The organism is Candidimonas sp. SYP-B2681, assembly GCF_003971065.1.
In the GTDB taxonomy this organism is placed as follows: domain Bacteria; phylum Pseudomonadota; class Gammaproteobacteria; order Burkholderiales; family Burkholderiaceae_B; genus Pollutimonas.
The window spans coordinates 346,626-367,657 of record NZ_RYDV01000002.1 but is presented as its reverse complement, the minus strand read 5'-3'; the positions used below and the strand labels follow the sequence as shown (position 1 = coordinate 367,657).

12 protein-coding genes are annotated in these 21,032 nt (G+C 55.7%); 3 read left to right on the top strand and 9 right to left on the bottom strand.

Annotated features, from left to right (window positions below):
• Window positions 1–9: 9 nt before the first annotated feature.
• The 7 genes from glgX to EKL30_RS06245 form a co-directional block, all read right to left on the bottom strand.
• Window positions 10–2,115 (bottom strand): glycogen debranching protein GlgX, encoded by a 2,106-nt coding sequence (glgX, locus tag EKL30_RS06275; protein WP_126706332.1) that lies wholly within the window; start codon window positions 2,113–2,115, stop codon window positions 10–12.
• On the bottom strand, window positions 2,112–4,064 hold the full coding sequence (gene glgB, locus EKL30_RS06270; RefSeq protein ID WP_126706331.1) for a 1,4-alpha-glucan branching protein GlgB: 1,953 nt from the start codon (window positions 4,062–4,064) through the stop codon (window positions 2,112–2,114). The genes glgX and glgB overlap by 4 nt, the downstream gene beginning before the upstream one ends.
• Window positions 4,061–7,489, bottom strand: coding sequence for a maltose alpha-D-glucosyltransferase (gene treS, locus EKL30_RS06265; protein ID WP_126706330.1), 3,429 nt, complete (start codon window positions 7,487–7,489; stop codon window positions 4,061–4,063). The genes glgB and treS overlap by 4 nt, the downstream gene beginning before the upstream one ends.
• Before the next feature lie 64 nt (window positions 7,490–7,553).
• Entirely contained in the window at window positions 7,554–10,844 is a 3,291-nt protein-coding gene (locus EKL30_RS06260; RefSeq protein ID WP_233582857.1) for an alpha-1,4-glucan--maltose-1-phosphate maltosyltransferase, read from the bottom strand.
• On the bottom strand, window positions 10,841–12,472 hold the full coding sequence (gene glgA / locus EKL30_RS06255; protein ID WP_158618399.1) for a glycogen synthase GlgA: 1,632 nt from the start codon (window positions 12,470–12,472) through the stop codon (window positions 10,841–10,843). The genes EKL30_RS06260 and glgA overlap by 4 nt, the downstream gene beginning before the upstream one ends.
• Window positions 12,473–12,638: 166 nt before the next feature.
• Window positions 12,639–13,553: a glycosyltransferase family 2 protein gene (locus EKL30_RS06250; protein WP_126706328.1), complete on the bottom strand. Its 915-nt coding sequence runs from the start codon at window positions 13,551–13,553 to the stop codon at window positions 12,639–12,641.
• 127 nt (window positions 13,554–13,680) lie between these two features.
• Window positions 13,681–15,030: a sigma-54 dependent transcriptional regulator gene (locus EKL30_RS06245; RefSeq protein ID WP_126706327.1), complete on the bottom strand. Its 1,350-nt coding sequence runs from the start codon at window positions 15,028–15,030 to the stop codon at window positions 13,681–13,683.
• A gap of 202 nt (window positions 15,031–15,232) precedes the next feature.
• Between EKL30_RS06245 and EKL30_RS06240 the strand changes: the two genes are divergently transcribed.
• The 3 genes from EKL30_RS06240 to EKL30_RS06230 all read left to right on the top strand — a co-directional run bounded on the left by EKL30_RS06240 (window position 15,233) and on the right by EKL30_RS06230 (window position 19,035).
• Window positions 15,233–16,168, top strand: coding sequence for a sigma-54-dependent Fis family transcriptional regulator (locus tag EKL30_RS06240; protein WP_126706326.1), 936 nt, complete (start codon window positions 15,233–15,235; stop codon window positions 16,166–16,168).
• A 315-nt stretch (window positions 16,169–16,483) separates the two neighbouring features.
• Window positions 16,484–17,959 carry an RNA polymerase factor sigma-54 gene (locus EKL30_RS06235; protein ID WP_126706557.1) on the top strand — a complete coding sequence of 492 codons (1,476 nt, stop codon included), beginning with the start codon at window positions 16,484–16,486 and terminating at the stop codon, window positions 17,957–17,959.
• A gap of 89 nt (window positions 17,960–18,048) precedes the next feature.
• A complete protein-coding gene (locus tag EKL30_RS06230) occupies window positions 18,049–19,035 on the top strand; it encodes an asparaginase (RefSeq protein WP_126706325.1) in 987 nt (328 codons plus the stop codon).
• 1 nt (window position 19,036) lies between these two features.
• Here EKL30_RS06230 and EKL30_RS06225 read toward each other — a convergent pair whose 3' ends face one another.
• Together EKL30_RS06225 and tdh are read right to left on the bottom strand one after the other, a co-directional pair.
• The gene (locus EKL30_RS06225; protein ID WP_126706324.1) at window positions 19,037–19,975 is read right to left on the bottom strand and encodes a pseudouridine synthase; all 939 of its coding nucleotides are present in this window, start codon (window positions 19,973–19,975) and stop codon (window positions 19,037–19,039) included.
• A 3-nt stretch (window positions 19,976–19,978) separates the two neighbouring features.
• Window positions 19,979–21,007 (bottom strand): L-threonine 3-dehydrogenase, encoded by a 1,029-nt coding sequence (gene tdh, locus EKL30_RS06220; RefSeq protein WP_126706323.1) that lies wholly within the window; start codon window positions 21,005–21,007, stop codon window positions 19,979–19,981.
• Window positions 21,008–21,032 lie beyond the last annotated feature (25 nt).

The window sequence follows — 21,032 nt, the reverse complement described above, 5'->3', positions numbered from 1 at the left end:
TCCTTTAGGTCAGCTTGCCACGGCTTGGCCCATCAGCAAGACCAGCCCGTGTGCCGCTACCTTCACATGGTCGTCATGCACGGGAGCCGCCACCACATGGGCGTCGGCGGAGTTTAAAACGGCTACCCATGGGCAGGGCGATTCGGGTATGTGGAACTGAATATCGTCCGGACCACCATTTATCAGCAGCAAAGCGAGTTCGACCTTGCCATCAGTCGTCGTGCACGCCCGCCTGAATCCCAGCACGCGGCCTTCCGGATAATCCCAGGCCTCAGGGCTCATGAGCGAGCCATCAAGGTCATACCATGCCACTCGCGGCACCCCGGGCAGGACCTGATAGTTGCCGTCTTCAAACCGGGCCAACCGCAAGGACGGATGGGCTCGTCTAAGGGACGTCAGACGACCCACGAATGTGGTCAGATCGTGTCCGGCTGGACTGATAGCCTGCGACCAGTCCAGCCACGACAGCTCGTTATCCTGACAGTAGGCGTTGTTATTGCCCTCTTGGCTGTTGCCGAATTCGTCACCGGCGAGCAGCATGGGCGTGCCGTCGGAGAGCAAAACCGTGGCCAGCATCGAACGAAGTACTCGCTCCCGCAAGACAGTTATGGCGCGGTTGTTACTCGGGCCCTCGACACCCCAGTTATTGCTAAAGTTTTCGCTATGCCCATCGTTATTCTCATCGCCATTGGCCTCGTTATGCTTGTCGTTATAGCTGACGACATCGGCGGCTGTGAAGCCGTCATGCGCGGCCAGAAAGTTAATTGATGCCCAAGGCCTTCTGTGCCGGCCATCAAAAATCGCGGGCGATGCAACCAAACCGGCGGCCAGTTCGCCGCGCAAACCGGGGCCGCCTGCCCAGAACCGGCGAGTGTTATCGCGAAACTTGTCATTCCATTCTGCAAAGCCGGGCGGATGATTACCGAGATGGTATCCATCCGGTCCTGTGTCCCATGGCTCCGAGATCAGTTTAAGCCGCGAAAGAACCGGGTCTTGCAAAATAGCATCGAAGAAACCGGACCCAGGATCAAAGCCCGTGCCTTCCCGGCCTAACGTTACGCCCAAATCAAAACGGAAACCGTCAATATGGTAACTTTCGGCCCAATAGCGCAATGAGTCCATCACCATTTGCAAGACTCGCGGGTGAGAAAGATTTACTGTATTACCACAACCCGTGTCGTTGATGTAATAGCGTTCCTCCCCAGGGATCAGTCTGTAGTAACTGGCGTTATCCAGGCCACGCCACGATAAGGTCGGACCAAGTTCGTTGCCTTCCGCCGTATGGTTGTAAACCACATCCAGAATGACCTCTATCCCGGCGTCATGAAACTTGCGTATGGCCACGCGCAAGTCGTTGATCTTTCCGTTAGTCAAATATGCCGGTTCTGGCGCAAAAAACGCTAGCGTGTTGTAGCCCCAGTAATTGCGCAACCCGCGTTCCACAAGAAAATGATCTTGCAGAAAAGCGTGCACCGGCAAGAGCTCGATGGCAGTGACCCCCAGTTTATGCAGGTGATCGATGAACCGGGGGTGACTCAACGCCTGACTGGTGCCGCGCACTTCGTCCGGCACATCTTTGCGTCCCATGGAAACGCCTTTGAGGTGCGCTTCGTAAATGACGGTATCAGCCCATGGAGTACAAGGGCTGCCTGTTTTTCCCCAATTGAAGCTATCGCCGGTGACGATACACTTAGGCACGAGGGCGGCGGAATCCCGACGGTCTATGCTCAAATCCGCTTTCGGGTGCTGGACGCGATAGCCGAATACCGCGTCCGACCATCGCACGGAGCCAAGCAACTTGCGGGCATAAGGGTCTATTAATAGCTTTTGGGGATTGAAGCGATGGCCGTTGCCCGGGTCATAAGGGCCGTAGGCACGGTATCCATAGACCAAACCTGGCCCAGCATTTGGCAAATAGCCATGCCAAACCTCATCGGTGCACTCGGGTAGCGTGAACCGGCGGATCTCCCGGCGTGCGCTTGCGTCGAAGATGCAGAGCTCTATTTTACTGGCGTTCCCCGAAAATACCGCAAAATTCACGCCCAGGCCTTCATAAGTGGCCCCGAGCGGATATGGTAATCCCGGATCGAGCCGGTTGGGAAACGATAGACTCATATTGAGTATCCTTCTGGCGCGAGGATTACCGTGGCCAGTGGCGGCAACACGAGCAAAAGCGATTGCTCCCGTCCATGTTCAGGATGTGCTGTCGTGTCGGCCCCGCCCCCATTGCCGACGTTCGAACCTCCGTAAATTTCAGCATCGGTGTTGAGCAGTTCTTTCCAACGCCCGTGGATCGGAACCCCGATGCGGTAATCCGAACGCGGAACGGGGGTCATATTGCTCACAACCAATACGCATTGCCCTTGGTGCAGACGCAAGAACGCAAATACGCTGTTGGTGTGGTCGTCGCCTATCAGCCATTCGAATCCGGCCGGGTCTGTATCACTGCCAAACATGGCCGGCGTTGCCCGATACAGTTCGTTCAAATCGCGCACCAGTTTTTGAATGCCGCCATGGTGGACATCGTCGAGCGCCGCCCAATCCAGGTGAGCGTCATGATTCCATTCACGCTCCTGAGCGAGCTCGCCTCCCATGAAGAGCAACTTCTTGCCCGGATGGCCCCACATGAAGCCATAGTAGGCTCGCAGATTTGCAAAACGTTGCCAGCGATCGCCGGGCATTTTCTGCAGCAGAGAGCGCTTCCCGTGTACCACTTCGTCGTGTGACAAGGGCAGAATGAAGCGCTCCGAATAGGCGTACACCATACTGAAAGTCATGTCGTTATGATGGTAACGACGATGCACGGTTTCATGCTGCATGTACCGCAAGGTGTCGTGCATCCAGCCCATATTCCACTTGTACTGGAACCCCAGACCACCGGCCGACTCGGGCGCGGTGACTCCAGGCCACGCGGTAGACTCTTCCGCAATGATCACGGCTCCAGCGCTGCGCTCAGGAACGATTGAATTAAGCTGCTGCAGGAAATCAACCGCCTCGAGGTTCTCGCGGCCTCCATAGCGATTCGGGGTCCATTGCCCCGGTTCGCGGCTGTAATCCAGATACAGCATCGACGCCACGGCATCCACCCGAAGCCCATCGACGTGAAAGCGTTGCACCCACTCCAGGGCACTGCACAGCAAGAAATTGCGCACTTCATTGCGGCCCATGTTGTAGATGAGCGTATTCCAGTCCGGATGCAGGCCTTGCTGGGGATCCGCATGCTCGTACAGCGCCGTACCATCGAAATCTGCCAGGCCATGCAAGTCGGACGGGAAATGTGCTGGCACCCAGTCGAGAATCACGGAAAGCCCCGCCCCATGGCAGGCATCGATAAATTCCGCGAACTCGGTGGGCGAACCATAGCGGGCGGTAGGCGCATACATGCCCAGCGGCTGATAGCCCCAAGACCCGCCGAACGGGTGCTCCGTTATCGGCATCAACTCGATATGGGTGAAGCCCATTGCCGTTGCGTATTCAATCAAGCGCCTCCCCGATACTGCCCACCTGTTTCCCTCCCCACTCTCGTACATCCAGGAGCCGAAATGCACTTCGTAAATCGAAATGGGCGCGTCGGGCTGCTGTTTTTCACCGCGCGTTGCCATCCATTCGTCGTCGGTCCAAATGAACTCGTCCGGAACACTAATGACTGAAGCGGTTGCGGGCGGCATCTCGGTCTGCCGGGCTACGGGGTCTGCCTTCAGCGGCAACAAGTTCCCGTCGTGCGCAATCACTTCGAATTTGTAGCGGTCCCCGGGTCCTACGCCCGGAATGAAAGTTTCCCACACCCCGGCCTCGCGCCGTAGCCGCATCGGGTTTTGTCGACCGTCCCAGGAATTGAAGTCCCCCACTACCGCTACGCGACGCGCGTTGGGCGCCCAGACCGCGAAGCGGGTTCCTTGCACGCCGTTTACTTCCATCACATGAGCGCCAAGGCAATCGGCCAACTGCCAGTGCCGCCCTTCGGCAATCAAATGAAGATCAAGCTCGCCGAGCAAGGGCCCAAACGAATGGTCGCCTTCAATACCTCGCCCTTCAGGCTCATGGATTTCTGGATTGTCGATCATTGGGTATTCCCTTCATCTGTGTCCGCAAGCAGGCGTCGTGCGGCGCGAACCATACCCGCCAGTGGAATCGACATCCACTCCGGACGATGGGCTGCTTCGTAGCAAACTTCGTATGCCGCCTTCTCGAACAAAGCCAGGTCGAGCAAGGAATGTTCCCTTCTCGCAACTTCGGGATCTACCGCTACAGCGGCAGATTCTGCGTCGGAATTATCTGCCGATCCTCGCAGTGATTCTTCGGCGGCTGCATGATAAGCATCCAGAAAAGCGGTTGTGACGGTCAGGCTGAACCGCTCGAGCAGCACCTCAGTATGCTGTTGCACAGCCGCTAATCCCGGAATAGCCTGCGAATCTGGGATCGAACCCTCGTCAGTCGCTACCGTATCGGTACGAGTCGCCGGCTCGGAGACCGTATGCTGGGCAGACCGAAATGCCGCCCTCGCATAATCGAATGAGCGGATCAGGCCGGCGACATCCCGCCAAGGCGAACTCTTGCTGCGCCGCTCGCTCAAGGAGCGTACTGGTTCGCCCTCAAAATCGATGATATAGACATCACTCTGCGCGATAAGAACCTGACCGAGATGGAAGTCGCCATGAATACGGCTCAACGTGGTTTTCACTAATCGCTGTGCCCGTTTATCGATCGCGCGTGTCAGCGCGCTTTGATTGGAGCGGAGTTCTTCTAGATATGCGGCCGCCTGCTCAGACAGTACCGACTCGGATTCCTGGCACGCCTTGAGGGCATTGAGGAACATAGTGCGAATATCCTTGGCCCAGGCTCGGGCATGGCTGGTAGTAGCCACTTCTGGGGCGAAGTCCGGATCGTCGCTTGGGCGGGCGAGCAGGATATGAAGCTCAGCGAGTCGCCGCCCTATCGCCGCCGCCACTGCGGAATAGCCGCTAAGCTCCTCGGCATAATCGGCCGTGCTCTCTCCGATCAGTGCTGCATTTTCGAGCGTACGTTTCAGATAGTCCTGCGTCCAACTCCAGGCGTCTCCTTGATTGGCCACCCTCGCGTGCAACAACGCCAAAGTATGAGGTGTACCATCCGCATCGACCCGCAGCACTTCCCCTAATAGCGGTGCAGAGTTCGCATAGCCGGCGCGCGTAAGATGGCGCGTCATTTCTGCCTCGGGATGGACTCCAGGCACCACATGTCGAACAAGCTTCAAAATGGCGGCATCACCCAGGACCAATGAGCTGTTGGACTGCTCTCCGTGGAACCAATGTATGGTCATTTCGGCCGGCCATTCGACCTGCTGCAATCCCGGTTCGCCCTGGAAATGGAACATGGATCGTCCGCGTGCCGTCTCGAACGGCACCTCGCGATGATCCTTTAGATTTTCCAGAATCGCCAGGGCGAAATCCGGCACGGTGAAGGCATCGGTTGCTGTTCCGAGTTCCGATCCCCTGCGAACTCGTGCGAGCGCGTATTGCTGGGGCATGGCGGCCAATGGCTCGGTCCATAATAAGGCCAGCGGCAAGAAATAGCTGGCCGTTTCCTTGCCGAGATCCACTTCAAACTCTGCAAGGAACAAATCGGTTTGACCGGGCAATGGGACGATGTACACAATGTTCGACGATTTAATGCGACGATCGCCTGCAAACCAGCGCTGGCGCGCTAGATAAACCGGCAATACCTCATTGCAAAATATACGGCGCGAGCCTTCCATAAGCTGGTAGCCCGCCCGCCGTCGCACGACCAAAGTGGCGTATTCCGGCATTTGTTCCGGTCCGGTGACATGCCATGTGGGCGGCGCGGCGCTGGCGCTTAATTCAAACCAATAGAAACCATAAGGAGGCAAGGTCAATAAATAGGGCAGTTCTCCTATCGTAGGAAAGGGGGTGCCGCCTAGCAGCTCGACAGGCACTCGGCCCGACATCGTCTGCAACTCAAGCTCTACGGGTTGCGAAGCGTTAGAAAGATTAGCCACACAAAGCAACACGACGCCGTCATGTTCGCGCAGGTAGGCCAGGATTTTCCGATTCCCTGGAAATAGGAATCGAAGGGTGCCGCGTCCGAAAGCATGGGTTTGTTGCCGCTTGGCAAGCATGCGCCGAGTCCAGTTCAAAATCGAATGAGGGTCTCGCTGCTGCGCCTCTACATTAACGGCTTCGTAGCCGTACAAGGGGCCCATCAATACGGGCAGAATCAGGCGCTCGGGATCGGCGCGCGAAAATCCGCCGTTGCGGTCCGGTGTCCATTGCATGGGGGTTCTGACGCCATCACGGTCACCCAGGTGAATGTTATCGCCCATGCCCAGCTCATCGCCGTAGTAGAGTACCGGCGTCCCAGGCATCGATAGCAACAAACTATTCATCAGTTCGATACGGCGCCGATCGCGTTCCAACAGCGGTGCCAGACGGCGGCGTATACCGAGGTTGATCCGTGCTTGCCGGTCAGCGGCATACACCTGCCACAAATAATCGCGCTCGCTGCTCGTGACCATTTCAAGGGTCAATTCGTCATGATTACGCAGGAAGATGGCCCATTGGCAATTTTCCGGAATCTCTGGTGTTTGCTGCATGATATCGGTGATGGGAAAGCGATCGGCGCGGGCAATTGCCATATACATGCGCGGCATTAGCGGAAAATGAAACGACATATGGCATTCGTCGCCCTTGCCGAAATATTCTTGCGCGTCTTCCGGCCACTGGTTGGCTTCGGCCAGAAGCAGCCGATCCGGGTAGTCGCTGTCCATCACGGCGCGTATCTGTCGCAATACGGCGTGGGTTTCAGGCAGATTCTCGTTATTGGTGCCTTCCCTTTCGACCAGATATGGCACGGCATCCAGGCGCAAGCCATCCACTCCCATATCTAGCCAGAAGCGCATGACATTGATCACTTCCTTCAGCACCCGCGGGTTGTCGTAGTTCAGGTCGGGCTGATGCGAATAAAAGCGGTGCCAGAAATACGCACCGGCGACATTGTCCCAGGTCCAGTTGGATTTTTCGGTATCGCAGAAAATGATGCGGGTACCGGCATAGGCTTGGTCGCTATCCGACCATACGTAAAAATCACGAGCCGCCGAACCAGGTTTAGCGCGACGTGCCCGCTGAAACCATGCATGCTGGTCAGAGGTATGGTTTACCACCAGTTCGGTAATAACCCGCAAACCCCTGCGATGGGCTTCCCGTATGAATTTTTTTACGTCGCCAAGCGTTCCATAATCTTGATGAACGTCTCGATACTCGGCAATATCATAGCCATCGTCCAAACGCGGCGAAGGATAGAACGGCAAGAGCCAGATAGTATTGACGCCTAACTCCGCGATGTAATCGAGCCTGGAAATCAAGCCGGCGAAATCGCCTTTTCCGTCATTGTTCGCATCGAAAAACGACTTCACGTGTAACTGATAAATTACCGCGTCCTTGTACCACAATGGCTCGTTTTGCTGCGTTGTCGTTGCTTTTCCTGATTCGGCCATAGAATTCTCTTGCTGATCTGTCCATTGAGCGTGGTTACCTGGAATCGGCGATACGATAAGTGAGTCAGCCCTGACCAATCAGGCTCCACAATAAGAAGGGACGCTCCTGGGTCAGCGACACGTGGCGATACTTCCCCTGCAAGGTAAAGCGTCCCCCTTCAAATAGGTCCTGCATGACTATCGGCTTGCCTTCTGGCACTTCCCATTGCCACAAGGGCAGTTCCAGCGTCCCAGTCTGCGGCGCATGAGGATCCAGGCTTATCGCGACGAGCACGACGTTGTCACGCTCCGGTGTAGTCTTGGTGAAAAACAATATTTTTTCGTTGTCGACTGAGTGAAACCGTATACCGAGATGGCTCTGCAAAGCAGGATTGCTGCGCCTGATGTGATTCAACCTGGTAATCTCGGCCACGATATTGCCGGGTTCATTCCAATCCCATGATCGAATTTCATACTTCTCGGAATCCAGATACTCTTCTTTTCCGGGAACAGGCCGGCCTTCGCAAAGCTCGAAGCCGTTATACATTCCCCATAACCCGGAGGTCGTAGCGGCAAGCGCGGCACGGATCAAAAAGCCTGGCCTGCCCGATGTCTGCAGAAAATATGGATTGATGTCCGGCGTGTTCACAAAGAAATGCGGACGGAAAAAATCCGCCACGGGTGGCGTATTGAGTTCGGTCAAGTAGTCGGTTAGTTCTTGCTTGCCGTGACGCCACGTAAAGTAGGTATACGACTGAGAAAAGCCAATTTTGGCCAAGCGATACATCATCTTCGGTCGGGTGAAGGCTTCGGACAGAAACACCGTATAAGGATGCACGCCCTGCACTTCGGCAATCAGCCACTGCCAAAACGGCAATGGTTTGGTATGAGGATTGTCGACCCGAAATGTCTGCACACCCTGGTCCGCCCAAAATAGCACGATATCGCGCAAGGCTCTCCATAGCGCGGCTTGCTGCGGGGCGCTGGCCGAAGGACTATAAAAGTCGGGGTTAACGATATCTTCGTAGCGTTTAGGCGGGTTCTCAGCATAGCGCAACGATCCGTCCGCCCGCCAATCGAACCACTCGGGGCGATCGGTCAGCCATGGGTGGTCCGGCGAACACTGTATGGCGAAATCCATGGCGATTTCCAGGTCATTTTCACGCGCCGCGCGAACGAGGTCCCGGAATTCCTCAAGGGTGCCCAATTGCGGGTGCACCGCATCATGACCTCCGTCTGCCGAACCAATAGCATAGGGGCTGCCCGGGTCGTCAGGGCCGGCATTCAGCGAATTATTCTTGCCTTTGCGGTTGCGCGATCCAATAGGATGTATAGGCGGAAAATACAACACATCGAAACCCATGCAGCGTATGGCCGGTAGGCGGTCAATGACATCGGCAAAAGTGCCGTGGGCTCCGGGCACTGGGCTTTGGGAACGTGGAAACAACTCGTACCAGCTAGCATAACGCGCCTCACGGCGCTCGACGGTCAACGGATAAACCACGTCGCTGTTGGTTTCAAAAGGATGGTCATCGGCTGCCTTCATGGCGATGGCAAGCGTGTCATCCAGCATCGCGTGGATTTGTGTCGAGTCCGGAGGAGGGATGGAAATCGCCGACGAAATATCGTTAAGCAAGGAAGTCGGAATACGCCCTCGTCTTGATCGGGGCCGGTTCACCGGGCTCTGTGGATGCCCCACGGCATCCAGGGCCGATATCAGGGTATTTGCAGTGAAAGGCAAATCGTCTTTCGCGCGGTTTAGCGCAGTGCTGATCAAGATCCGCCCTTCTTCCATATCCAGAGATACATCCTGGTCGGCTTTCAATTTCTTCTGTAACCGCTCGCAATACGTGGCCCACACATCATGCCAAGCCCTGATACCGTAATAGTGGGGACCTAAGCGATCCGGCATGAAGGTAGCCTGCCAGCGGTCATTGGACAAATGTTTCATGGAAACGTGGTGCCATTTTGCTTCGTCTACGGCTCGCCATAGCAAGTCGACGGCGATCTTTTCATGACCATCCATCAACACATCCGCCTCGACCTGAACCGGCTCTCCTACGGCCCGCTTGACCGGAAAGCGTCCCTGCTCAACGGCTGGACCGACGTTTTCAATGGCCAGGCGTGGCGCGCGCAAGGCCGCGGTAATAGTCTTGCGCTGCTCTCCCGCCGAATGCGAACCTACCTTTACCAAAGCAGCAGGCACCGCTGCTACAAGGCAATGACCCGAAGGCGCAAGAACATCGGGCAGATCTTGCGCCACGACGTCGCTAACAACATAACTATGTGGCAAACGCGAACGCAAAGCCTGCCAATCGACAGACGCAGATTGCTGTGTGTCGGGATTGACAAGAAACAGACGGGCAGTGGAGCCGCCACGAAAAAGGGCTGTAACCTTCGCCAGCGGTCCCGAGAGCAATCGCAGCCGATGCTCCGAAGGGTGCTTTTTGCTTATCCAATTATTAGTGTCGATGATTGCCTGCACGCCAACGAGTGTCTCGTATCCCATCGGCACCAAAACGCCGTCACCTGTGAAAGCCGCAGTCCAGAGCCGGCGTCGCCCCTCTGCTTCGGTGAGTGTCTTCCATGAGGGCTGAGCATCAGCGCCATCCAGCCTTTCAACAGGAGCGATGGGCGGGGCCACAGCACGCAATCTGTCATGTTCTTCGACTAGCCAGGACGACCGATAGTCCCACCAGGGCGACGACAAGAACGTCGATTCGAACCCTGCTTCGGCAAGGCCGGCAATTTGCTGAGGTGTAAGGCCCGGAGTCCAAGCCAGGAAAAGGCATTCCGGGTCGTGAAGATGAACCTTCGCAATCAAGGACCGCCAGTTCCCTGAGGACCACTCGGCTGGAGAAAGACATCGAAATCCGGCGACTCCCGCTGTTGACCATTCTGCCAGTCGCTCAACCCACGAGTTCAGCAGTTCAGGAGTTGCCTCGCCCGGATCCAAGGTGGATCCTCGCGACCCGGCGTCCATCTCGCCGGGGCGGTCAGTCAATGGGCCACTTTTTGGATCAAATTGTGCATTATTCGTCCTGGCGAGCGCGGACCCAGCCACCGCATGATCCAGAACCAGATCGATCAAAAAAGAAAGCTTGTGCTGCTTGCATACTGTCCCGAGCGCTGCGAGGGTCGTCGTTATTGAGTCGGATGAGAGCCCAGACGCCACCTTACCGCCCACTTCTTGAAGCGCAGCACCAGCGGCGTGCTGTCGTGCACGCCATAAAAGCGGACTTAGCACACTATCAAAGCCCATACCCGCCGCGCGTTCACATACACTTTCCCACCACCTAACATGCGAACCGGCCGGCGCCAACTCCTCTTCTGAGGGAAGAGGAGACGCATAATAGATGCGGGGGAAGGAGTTCATGCGGCCGACGCCCTACGAGCCGCGACGGGCTCAAGATTCGCCCCCTCGCGGGTTGACTGTGAATGAACGTGCTTGGTGACCCCTGGTAGTGCCGAGGGTGCATGGACTTTGCCAGCACGGCCGGTCGACACGCTCCGCAGGCGCTCCGGAATGCGGTCGAGTGCGATGCTCGGACACAAGGATTGATAAGCACTCAGATATGCCGGGGCCGACTTGGCCCAACTAAAATCAGCCCTCATTGCATTTTGCTGCATCGCACGCCAGATTTCGGGGTGGGAACGCAACGTCAGGGCCCGGTCTATGGCTCTTGTCATATCTTCGGGCCGCTCGCCTTCAAACAATATGCCCGTCCCGGCGCGCATGACACCAGGAGTTTGATTCTTGCCGGGATCAATGATGGTATCCGCCATCCCACCGACCCTGGAAGCAATCGGGACAGTCCCGTAGCGCATGGAATACAGCGGTGTCAGGCCAAAGGGCTCGAAACGGCTGCCATGCAACAGCATATCGGCCCCAGCATGCAGCAAATGTGCCTGGCCCTCATCAAACCCAATATGAACCCCGCAACGGCCAGGATATCGCGCAGCCACCTCTTGCAAAGCCGCTTCCAGACGGTGATCGCCCTGGCCGATTATGCATACCTGTAGTTCCTGATGAGCATCAAGTGACGAAGGAATCGCACTAGCGGCCAGATCGGCCATTTTTTGCAGGGTAAGGCGGCTTCCCATTGCCATTACGGCGGTGTGCGGGTTCTCATGTAAGCCGAAAGTTCGCTGCAGCTGGCTTTTGCAAACAGCCTTGTTGGCTAGGTGCGCCGCGCTGAAATTGCATCCGCGCAAATAGCCATCGGCCTGCGGATTCCACAGCTTGGTGTCGATACCGTTAGGTATCGATATCAGATCGCTGCCACGTTGAGCGAGCACCCCCTCCAATCCGCAGCCAAATTTGGGCGTCAGTATCTCGCGTGCATAATTACTGCTGACCACCGTAATAAGATCTGCATACCGGATTCCAGCTTTCAGAAAATTGAGCTGCCCCCAGAATTCCATTCCTTCGCCAGTTCGATATTCAGGCGCTATGCCTAGGGTATCGGCAAGCGACATTGGGAATACCCCTTGAAAAGCAATGTTATGCAGGGTAAGCACAGTCTTGACGTCTTTGATCTGCATCTGACGCATTAATAAGGGCGTAAGTGCAGCATGCCAGTCATGGGCATGCACGATATGCGGCCGGGGCATACCCCCGATTCCCTGCGCCAACCTTGCCGCTACGTGCGCGAGCGCTGCAAAACGAATAGCGTTATCGGAATATTCGGCGCCGTCTGAGTCGACGTAATAGCCCGTCCGGTCATAGAGCGCGGCGTTACGCAATAAAAGTACCTGGACGCCCAGTTCGGGACAAAAAGCCTCGAGCAGATCGGCCTTCCCACCTGGAAGATCAGTCAGCGTAGCCACTTTTTCGATACGAACCAGATGAGCTTCAACCGAAGGATAGGCTGGCAGCAACAGCGTCATTTGGACCCCACTTTCTTTTACGGACAGGGCCAGTCCGCTTACCGCATCGCCCAATCCACCGGTTTTTGCCAGGGGGAAAGCTTCAGAGGTCACAGCCAAAATTCTCAGCGCCACAGTATTCTCCAATAACGGCCAGTCGGGCCTGCGTCCGAACCGACACCGTGACGCTTCATGCGCCAGGTGCTAAACGTACCGGCGCTATCGATCCACGTCACCCAGTCAAAAGTTCTAGTCCACGGGTACAGCAAGCCACGTGCCTATGCCCGCCCAATCGCACGCATCATGCATTTTCAGTGGCGTGGCGTTCGGAGCGCTGCGCGGCAGCATCCGCCAAGTCGAGAAGAGCCTGCATTTTCTCCACCGCAGGAGACAGCACTTTGCGATACCGCAGCGCGCGCGGCAGGCCCATCAGCATCTGGAGCATGGTGGGCCAAACAATGCCCCGTAGCCGGGCTTCACGCCACTGCACCTTAGTTTGATGTATCGCTGACCAGAATGGCCTGCGCATCCAAGCCACCCAAATAGCGTTTCGGATCAGTAGTCGCTCGCGGCCTCGGGAGTCGCGCAATAAGGAAGGAAAATGCCGCGTAATGACATCTTTAGCGTACACAATGTGCCATCCTTTTTCGACCAGATCGAAGGCCATCAGCGCCTCCTCCCCCCCTATGAAGAAAGGTGGCCAATACCCTCCCACGTCGCAAAACGCCTGCGTCCGTATCACGCATGCGCCAGCCATGAAGCCCAGCAACTGAGGTCCCGGCAACTGATCGCGTTCGAGCGGACTTTGCTCCATCGAAAGGCAAGTGGGATCGGGACGGCGCATGGCGCCAATTTGCACGCATGCGTTGACAACGGCAACTGTAGGCGTCTCGTCCAACATCTTTACGGCTCGTTCCAACGCTCCGGCTTCCCATACCGTGTCGTCGTCGCAAAATGCCACATAGGGGGTATGCGCATAGCCGACGCCGATATTACGAGCGGCCGCTCCGATATTTCGCTTGCTTCGTATCAACATCGTAGATGGGAAGCGCGCTGATATTGCCGCGGCGGTACCGTCTTCCGATCCATTATCGACAACGATGATCGGCCAGTACCCTGGCAGACGATGCAGACATTCCAATGTCCCAAGCACCTGCACTCGTCTGTTATGCGTTAACACGACAATCGATGCACGCGGTTGTAATGGTAATTCCATGTCGATCGCACTCCCCGAATAAACAATCGGAGAGAAAGCATTTAGCGTGCCCAGTGAATGGAGGAAAAATGCCGGCTAAATAAGCCAATTCGCCGCTAAAGCTTAGCGGCGGCGAACGCGATATAGGCTAACGATAGGACGATGAAGACTCATCGATGTCGCTGGCGGCTCCGTATTCCTCGAGACGGTTGTACAGCGTCTTGAGGCTGATGCCCAACATCTCCGCAGCGGCCTTTTTGACGCCTCCGCATTGTTTGAGCGTAGCCAGTATCAGCTGCTTGTTGGCGTCGGCAAGGGGGACACCTACTGGTACCAGAATTTCTGAACCCCAGCCGCCGGATCGGGATTCAAGCTCAAAGGAGTTAAAGTCGCCTTTGATTACCGTGTCGGCAAGAATATAGCTCCGATATACATAGTTACGAAGCTCTCGAATATTTCCCGGCCAGGAATATTCGCTCATGGCTTTAAGGGCCTCTGGAGCAAAGGCCTTATTTGTTCCACTTTCTTCGTTTAGCTGTCGCAAAAAGTGATCGGCCAGCAACAAGACATCTTCGTCACGGTCGCGCAACGGCGGTAATTCGAGCGGAAATACACTTAAACGGTGATAAAGGTCTTCGCGCAACGTACCGTTAGCTACGGCCTGCTCGGGATTGCGGTTGGTCGCGGCAATAACGCGAACGTCGGCGTCAATTTCCTGATTGGTTCCGACCCGCATGAAACGCCCAGTCTCCAGAACCCGTAGCAAGCGAACTTGCAGCTCCATGGACATCTCGGTGATTTCGTCAAGAAATAAGGTGCCGCCACTTGCGCGTTCGAAATAGCCCTTATGCTGACGATCGGCGCCGGTAAAGCTACCCTTTTCGTGCCCGAATAATTCACTTTCGATAAGATTCGGCGAGATCGCACCACAGTTAACGGGCATGAACGGCTTTTCGTGACGCGGGCTGGCCAAATGAATGGCCTCGGCTGCCAGTTCTTTGCCTGTGCCGCTCTCGCCGACTAACAACACGGTAGCCTGTGTCGGAGCAACCTTTTCGATATGCGCACATAATAGCTGGACTGCTCGCGACTGGCCTATCATTTTCTTAAAGCAGTTTGTTGCGCCCGGTAAAGGGTGCTTTTGCAACATGGCCTTAAGCTCGGACAGTATCCCGCGCAGTCGACGCAGACTTACCGGTTTCAGCAAATAGTCGACCGCACCACAGCGCAAGGCCTGAATCGCGCTATCGACAGTGGAGTAACCTGTTACGAAAACGACGTGCGTACCGGGAAGGGCAAGATCGTGCCAGAAATCTATGCCGTTACCATCGGGCAGTTGCATGTCCAAAAGCACCACGTCGGGCTTTTGCCTTTCAATTTGAATCCGCGCCTGCCGGATATCGCCTGCCTGGGCTACGGTGTACCCTTCCTCTATGGCTATTTCTGCGATCAGCTCGCGAATAGCGCTTTCGTCGTCGGTAATCAATAAATGCGGCATAGAAGTATCTTAAGTGAAATTAATTCCTTCGGGCGTTCAGCCGGATTTCAACGTGCTTTCGATACTGCGGCTGGCTTCAATTACCACCACTTTGTTGAATCATCGTACGCGGTTTCGACGAAACAAAGTGTGTATTTGCATCTCAATTGAAACAAGCTACGATTAGCTACCGCGTTCCATTATTTCGGTTTAGACTTTTTACATGATTTCATCGTCCAAATTTCTAGGCCGGTCGCCTGCCGCATTCGAGCTGGCGCGATCCATTGTGAAGGCGGCGCCCACCGAAGCCGGCGTCTTGATTGTAGGTGAAAGCGGCACTGGAAAAGAGGTAGTCGCACGCGCCGTGCATGATCGCAGCACCCGCCGCGATTTACCCTTCGTGGCCGTCAATTGCGGCGCCATTTCACCATCGCTTGCTGAAAGCGAATTGTTCGGTCACGAAAAAGGCAGTTTTACGGGCGCCTCAGCGACGACCATAGGATGTTTTGAGCGCGCCCATACTGGCACCCTCTTTCTTGATGAAATCACTGAAATGCCGCTGACCATGCAGGTGCAATTGCTGCGTGTGCTGGAATCGGGGCAGTATCATCGTGTGGGTGGTTCCGAATTGCGCAGCGTTAATGTACGCATCATTGCAGCGACCAACCGGGACCCTAAAGAATCTGTCTTGGCAGGTACTTTCCGGTCAGACCTTCTATACCGGTTAGCGGTGTTTCCTATACGCGTCCCGCCTTTACGCGAGCGTAAATCGGACATTGCTTATTTATCACAACGGTTCCTGGATGAACTGAACCAGCAGGAAAAGACCTCTAAAGTCTTTTCAGCTGAAACCTTGCAGAGGCTGGAAGATTACAACTGGCCGGGCAATATCCGCGAGCTGAAAAATAATATTACTCGCGCCTTCATTCTTGCCGAACAAACTATAGATATAACGCCTGCGACATCTTCTTTTCGAGCAGCTGCTCCTATGCTGAAGCAAGGCTACCTGAAGATACCGTTGGGAACGTCTTTGCTCAATGCCCAGCGAGCTATTATCCAAGCGACGCTTGATCATTATTCAGGCGACAAGCGTCGTACCGCACTGGCATTGGGTATTAGCGCGAAGACGCTCTACAACAGGCTCGAACGGCTCGAATAGCCTGCTTTGCCGCGCACGCTATCGATAGCGGAAGTGAAGGCACTTCTTACATCGCGTCGGTAATTTGTCCTGCTTTGGCGGGGAAAAAGACGGCGCTGTCCTACGGCAATTAAACAGTGACAATGGACTGCGCGGATGTTCCAAACTGGCTTGGAAGCTGTCAGACAAGGCACTACGCCACTTCAAACGATTCGATACAAAAGGTTTAGCCCGAGCTGCTGACCTGGCATAGATTTTGCGTCTGCTTGATCGTACCGCTTATCACCTATACGAATACACGCCAGGAGACATGAAGTGGGCCATATTGCTTATGAAATGCATACCCGTCAGCAAACCAGCCTGACGCCTCGTCTGCAGCAGTCGGTAAAACTGCTGCAGATGTCTACTTTGGACTTCACCCGAGAAGTAGCGGAAGCGATCGCCAATAATCCCTTTCTGGAAGAACCTGAAGAAACCACGAATTCAAACGTCACAGGCGACCATGAAGGAAGCACCGTGGACAGCGGACCCGCGATTCCGAATGACGTTAGCCTTGAGAAAGACTACGTTGACTCCGACGCACCTGGCGACAGCGCCTTGCCGGAGACCGAATATATCGCGTACAGCGCCGCCGATGCCCCGGCCTATTCAGGCGACTATCCAACTGCCAGAAATTCGGATCAACCCGACAGTGATATTGGCCAATGGGCGCGCAGTGCAAGCAGTCTTCGCGATTCCTTGTTGGCCGATCTGTGCAGCTATCAGCTCAGCGAACGGGAACGTTTTCTTACCGAATACATCATTGAAGCTTTGGACGACGACGGTTACTTGCGCGTTCCATTTGCGGATTTGGCCGATGAAAGCGAGTTGTCGCCACCAATTGCGGCGGGGGAATGGGAGATTGCGCTGCGCCTGGTCCAGCAATTGAGCACTCCCGGACTTGCCGCTCGCGATTTGGCTGAATGCCTGACGCTTCAGCTGAATGCCTTGCCCGACGGTACGCCGGGAAAAGGAATCGCTACCCGTATTGTTGCGGAAGCGCTCGACCGCTTGGGGCGCTGCGATTATTCGGGTCTGGCAAAGACACTCAGCTGCCCCGAAGAAGACATACAGCAGGCCTGCATGCTAATCCGAACCCTTGCACCCCGCCCTGGTGGGCGCTTCAAGTCGGTAGATCCGGCTTGCTACGTCATACCCGATGTCGTCGTGCGCAAGATAGGACGTCTGTGGGTGGCGACTTCCAATGACGATGCGACACCGAAAGCACGCCTTAACAGTGCCTACACTCAACTTTTTCGACAAGCTCGCTACAGTGAGCGGTCGCTCATGGCACAGGCGCTGCAAGAGGCGCGGTGGCTTATGCGTAGCCTTGAACAGCGTAGCAGCACCATCCACCGTGTAGCGCAGGCGATTGTGGCTCGCCAGCAAACGTTTTTCGATTATGGGGAAATTGCGTTACGTCCTTTAATGCTCAGCGAAATCGCCGATGAACTGGGCATGCACGAATCCACGATTTCACGCGCCACCAGCAACAAATACTTGGCCTCTCCACGGGGAATCTTTGAGTTCAAACGCTTTTTCTCGCGCGAGCTGGCGACCCAGTCGGGGGGGACATGTTCCGCTGTGGCCGTTCGAGCACTGATCCAGGAAATGATCGACGACGAAGATCCAATGGAACCTCTGTCCGATGTAGTCCTTGCTCGCAAGCTTGCCAAGGAAGGCGTGGTAGTGGCCCGCCGTACCGTGTCGAAATACCGCGCTCAAATCAAATGCCCGCCGGCTGAACTGCGGCGCAGGCCCGTGCATCCATAAATCGGCAACGACTTGCACGAAGTGTCCGGCTAAAATGGGCGCTTTCGCGATTGGGGGCAAGCCCGCCCCCGTGGAGCACTGGCTTTTTTATGAAACTCCCGAACATCGTCCTACTGGGAACGGGAGGCACTATCGCCTCCACCGCCAACAGCGCTACGGCGCTGACCGATTACGAAGTTACACAGGGGGTAGAGGCATTGCTGGATGCCGTCCCGGAAATTGCGGCATTGGCGAATATTCGATGCCATCAGTTATTCAATGTTGAAAGCCATGCAATCACGACCAAGATGCTTCTGAAGCTTGCTCGTCGAATTAACGACGAACTGGCCGACCCGTATGTGGACGGAGTGGTGGTAACACACGGCACCGACACGCTGGAAGAGACAGCATATTTTCTCAACTTGACAGTGAAAAGCGATAAACCCGTGGTGATTGTCGGGGCGATGCGACCGGGTTCCGCATTAAGCGCTGATGGACCGCTGAACTTGTATAACGCGGTCCTGCTGGCGGGCAAGACTCAAGCCGCAGGTCACGGAGTGCTAGTCATGCTGAACGACCAGATCGCATCGGCACGTTTTATCAGTAAATGCAGCACGACCCAGGTCGATGCTTTTCGGGCTTACGATCAGGGCTACATCGGCCAGGTCCATAGCGGAAGGGTGCATATCTTCCAGACACCGGCATTGCGCCATACCACCCGAACCGATTTCAACATGGCTGGCGTCAAGTCGCTACCGCGGGTCGACGTCATTTACGACCACCAGAATGCCGGCGTACATTTCTATGAAGCCTCCATCAAAGCCGGAGCGAATGGAATAGTGATCGCTGCAACAGGCAACGGCAGCCTGTCTCCACAAGTACGTAAAGGTGTGAAACTAGCCTTGAAGAACAAGCTGGTCTGCGTCATAGCCAGCCGGGTGGGTTCAGGTATCGTTTCGGCCAGCGATGCCGAAGGCCAAACGGGGCTTATTTCGAGCGGCTCGCTCAATCCCCAGAAGGCCAGGATACTGCTGATGTTGGCCCTGCATCAATCCAGCGATCGAGAAAAAATTCAGGCCTGTTTCGATCAGTACTGATCTACGCTGGTGCCTGGCTCACCGCGAGGCTGCGCGGACTTTCAAAGCGGCGCAACTGGCCACTGATAGGGTCGGTGAATTGAATGGCGCGCGCCAGTAGCTGTAACGGCCTGGTGAAATCGTCACTCTCTGCATAAGCCTTTAGCTGCGGGTAGAAGTTGTCGTTGCATATCGGAATACCCAGCGCGCTCATGTGCGCTCGCAGCTGATGCTTGCGGCCCGTTTGTGGGCGCAAGCGGTAATGTCCCAGCTGACCTGCTGTATGAATCAGTTCAATCCGCGTTTCGCTGTTTGCCTCGCCGCCTGTCTCGTGCATGGTGAAGGCGCCGGGCCTAGGCTGCAGGCAGCTGCGATACACAATAGGCAGTTCAAGATCGCCGCGCAGCGGAGCTATGGCTTCGTATTCCTTCTGCACATTGCGCGTCTGGAACAGAGTTTGGTAGGCGCCGCGGCGCTCCGGATCTGCACAAAATAGCAAGACACCGGCTGTGTCGCGGTCGAGTCGGTGAATGGGGCTTAACATTGGCAAGTTCAGCGAAGCCCGCAAGCGTGTCAGCGCCGTTTCCTGTAAGTAGCGCCCCCCTGGAATGCTCGCCAGGAAGTGCGGCTTGTCTACCGCCACAAGAAAGTCATCACGAAACAATACTGGTAATTCAAACGGAATGACGGGCTCTTCGGGAACCTCGCGATAATACCAAAGCCAGCGCAATGCTTGATAAGGGCTGTCAAGAGTCTGAGCAATGCCCGATTGGTCAACAATATCGCCGCGTATCAATCTGGCGCGAAGAACCTCAGGCGGAACATACTCGAAGCGCTCGGTCAGGAAATCGATCAGCAGAGCCCAGGGTCCAGCCGGCAAATGGACGCGGCTTGGTGCGACCCCGTTACGCAGGGGCAAGGGTGCGTCGCGAACGAACGTGATGCGTGTTGACTTTTTCAAGCGCTATGCCGCCCAATCAAGAATCACCTTGCCGCTTTGGCCGGAAAGCATGACGTCGAAACCCGCTCGGTAATCGTCAACGGAGTAGTGGTGGGTAATGACTGGACTGATGTCGAGCCCGCTTTGCAGCATGGCGACCATTTTGTACCAGGTCTCGAACATTTCGCGGCCATAAATGCCCTTGATTTCAAGTCCTTTGAAGATGATTTTGTTCCAGTCGATGCCGAATCCGGCAGGAAGAATCCCCAGCATGGCGATTTTGCCGCCGTGAGTCATTTCTTCCAGCATGGAGGTAAAGGCGCCCGGCGTACCAGACATTTCAAGCCCCACGTCGAAACCCTCGGTCATGCCTAATTCGTGCATAACGTCGGGCAACGCTTCGCGTTCCACATTGACGGTTCGTGTCGCACCCATTTTGGCGGCCAGGGCAAGGCGATAATCATTGACGTCGGTGATGACTACATTGCGTGCTCCGACATGGCGTGCGATGGCTGCAGCCATGGCTCCTATGGGCCCCGCGCCGGTAATCAGCACGTCTTCACCCACCAGGTTAAAGGTCAGTGCAGTATGAGTGGCATTCCCGAACGGATCAAAGATGGCAGCCAAATCGTCGGATACGTCATCGGGAATCTTGAACGCATTGAATGCCGGAATGACGAGATAATCGGCGAAAGCGCCCGGCCTATTGACGCCTACGCCCGAGGTGTTGCGGCAAAGATGGCGCCGGCCTGCGCGGCAATTACGGCAGAAACCGCAGGTAATATGGCCCTCGCCCGATACCCGGTCACCGGTTTTGAAACCGCTGACCTCCTGGCCGATCTCGACGATTTCGCCGACATATTCATGCCCGACCTGCATCGGAACGGGAATGGTCTTGCTGGCCCAGTCGTCCCACTTCCATATATGAATATCGGTGCCGCAAATGGCGGTCTTTCGGATCTTTATCAGGACGTCATTGTGACCGACCGAAGGCCGTTCCATATCGGTAAGGGCCAGACCGACAGCCGGTTCTAGTTTTGCTAGGGCGCGCATTTCGGGTTCCGGGAAGCATAAGTCA

Coding starts and splice junctions, on each gene's coding strand:
- EKL30_RS06230 (WP_126706325.1), top strand. CDS start 18,049: ATGAAACTCCCGAACATCGTCCTACTGGGAACGGGAGGCACTATCGCC.
- EKL30_RS06250 (WP_126706328.1), bottom strand. CDS start 13,553: ATGGAATTACCATTACAACCGCGTGCATCGATTGTCGTGTTAACGCAT.
- glgB (WP_126706331.1), bottom strand. CDS start 4,064: ATGATCGACAATCCAGAAATCCATGAGCCTGAAGGGCGAGGTATTGAA.
- EKL30_RS06240 (WP_126706326.1), top strand. CDS start 15,233: ATGATTTCATCGTCCAAATTTCTAGGCCGGTCGCCTGCCGCATTCGAG.
- tdh (WP_126706323.1), bottom strand. CDS start 21,007: ATGCGCGCCCTAGCAAAACTAGAACCGGCTGTCGGTCTGGCCCTTACC.
- EKL30_RS06260 (WP_233582857.1), bottom strand. CDS start 10,844: ATGAACTCCTTCCCCCGCATCTATTATGCGTCTCCTCTTCCCTCAGAA.
- treS (WP_126706330.1), bottom strand. CDS start 7,489: ATGGCCGAATCAGGAAAAGCAACGACAACGCAGCAAAACGAGCCATTG.
- glgX (WP_126706332.1), bottom strand. CDS start 2,115: ATGAGTCTATCGTTTCCCAACCGGCTCGATCCGGGATTACCATATCCG.
- EKL30_RS06245 (WP_126706327.1), bottom strand. CDS start 15,030: ATGCCGCATTTATTGATTACCGACGACGAAAGCGCTATTCGCGAGCTG.
- EKL30_RS06235 (WP_126706557.1), top strand. CDS start 16,484: ATGCATACCCGTCAGCAAACCAGCCTGACGCCTCGTCTGCAGCAGTCG.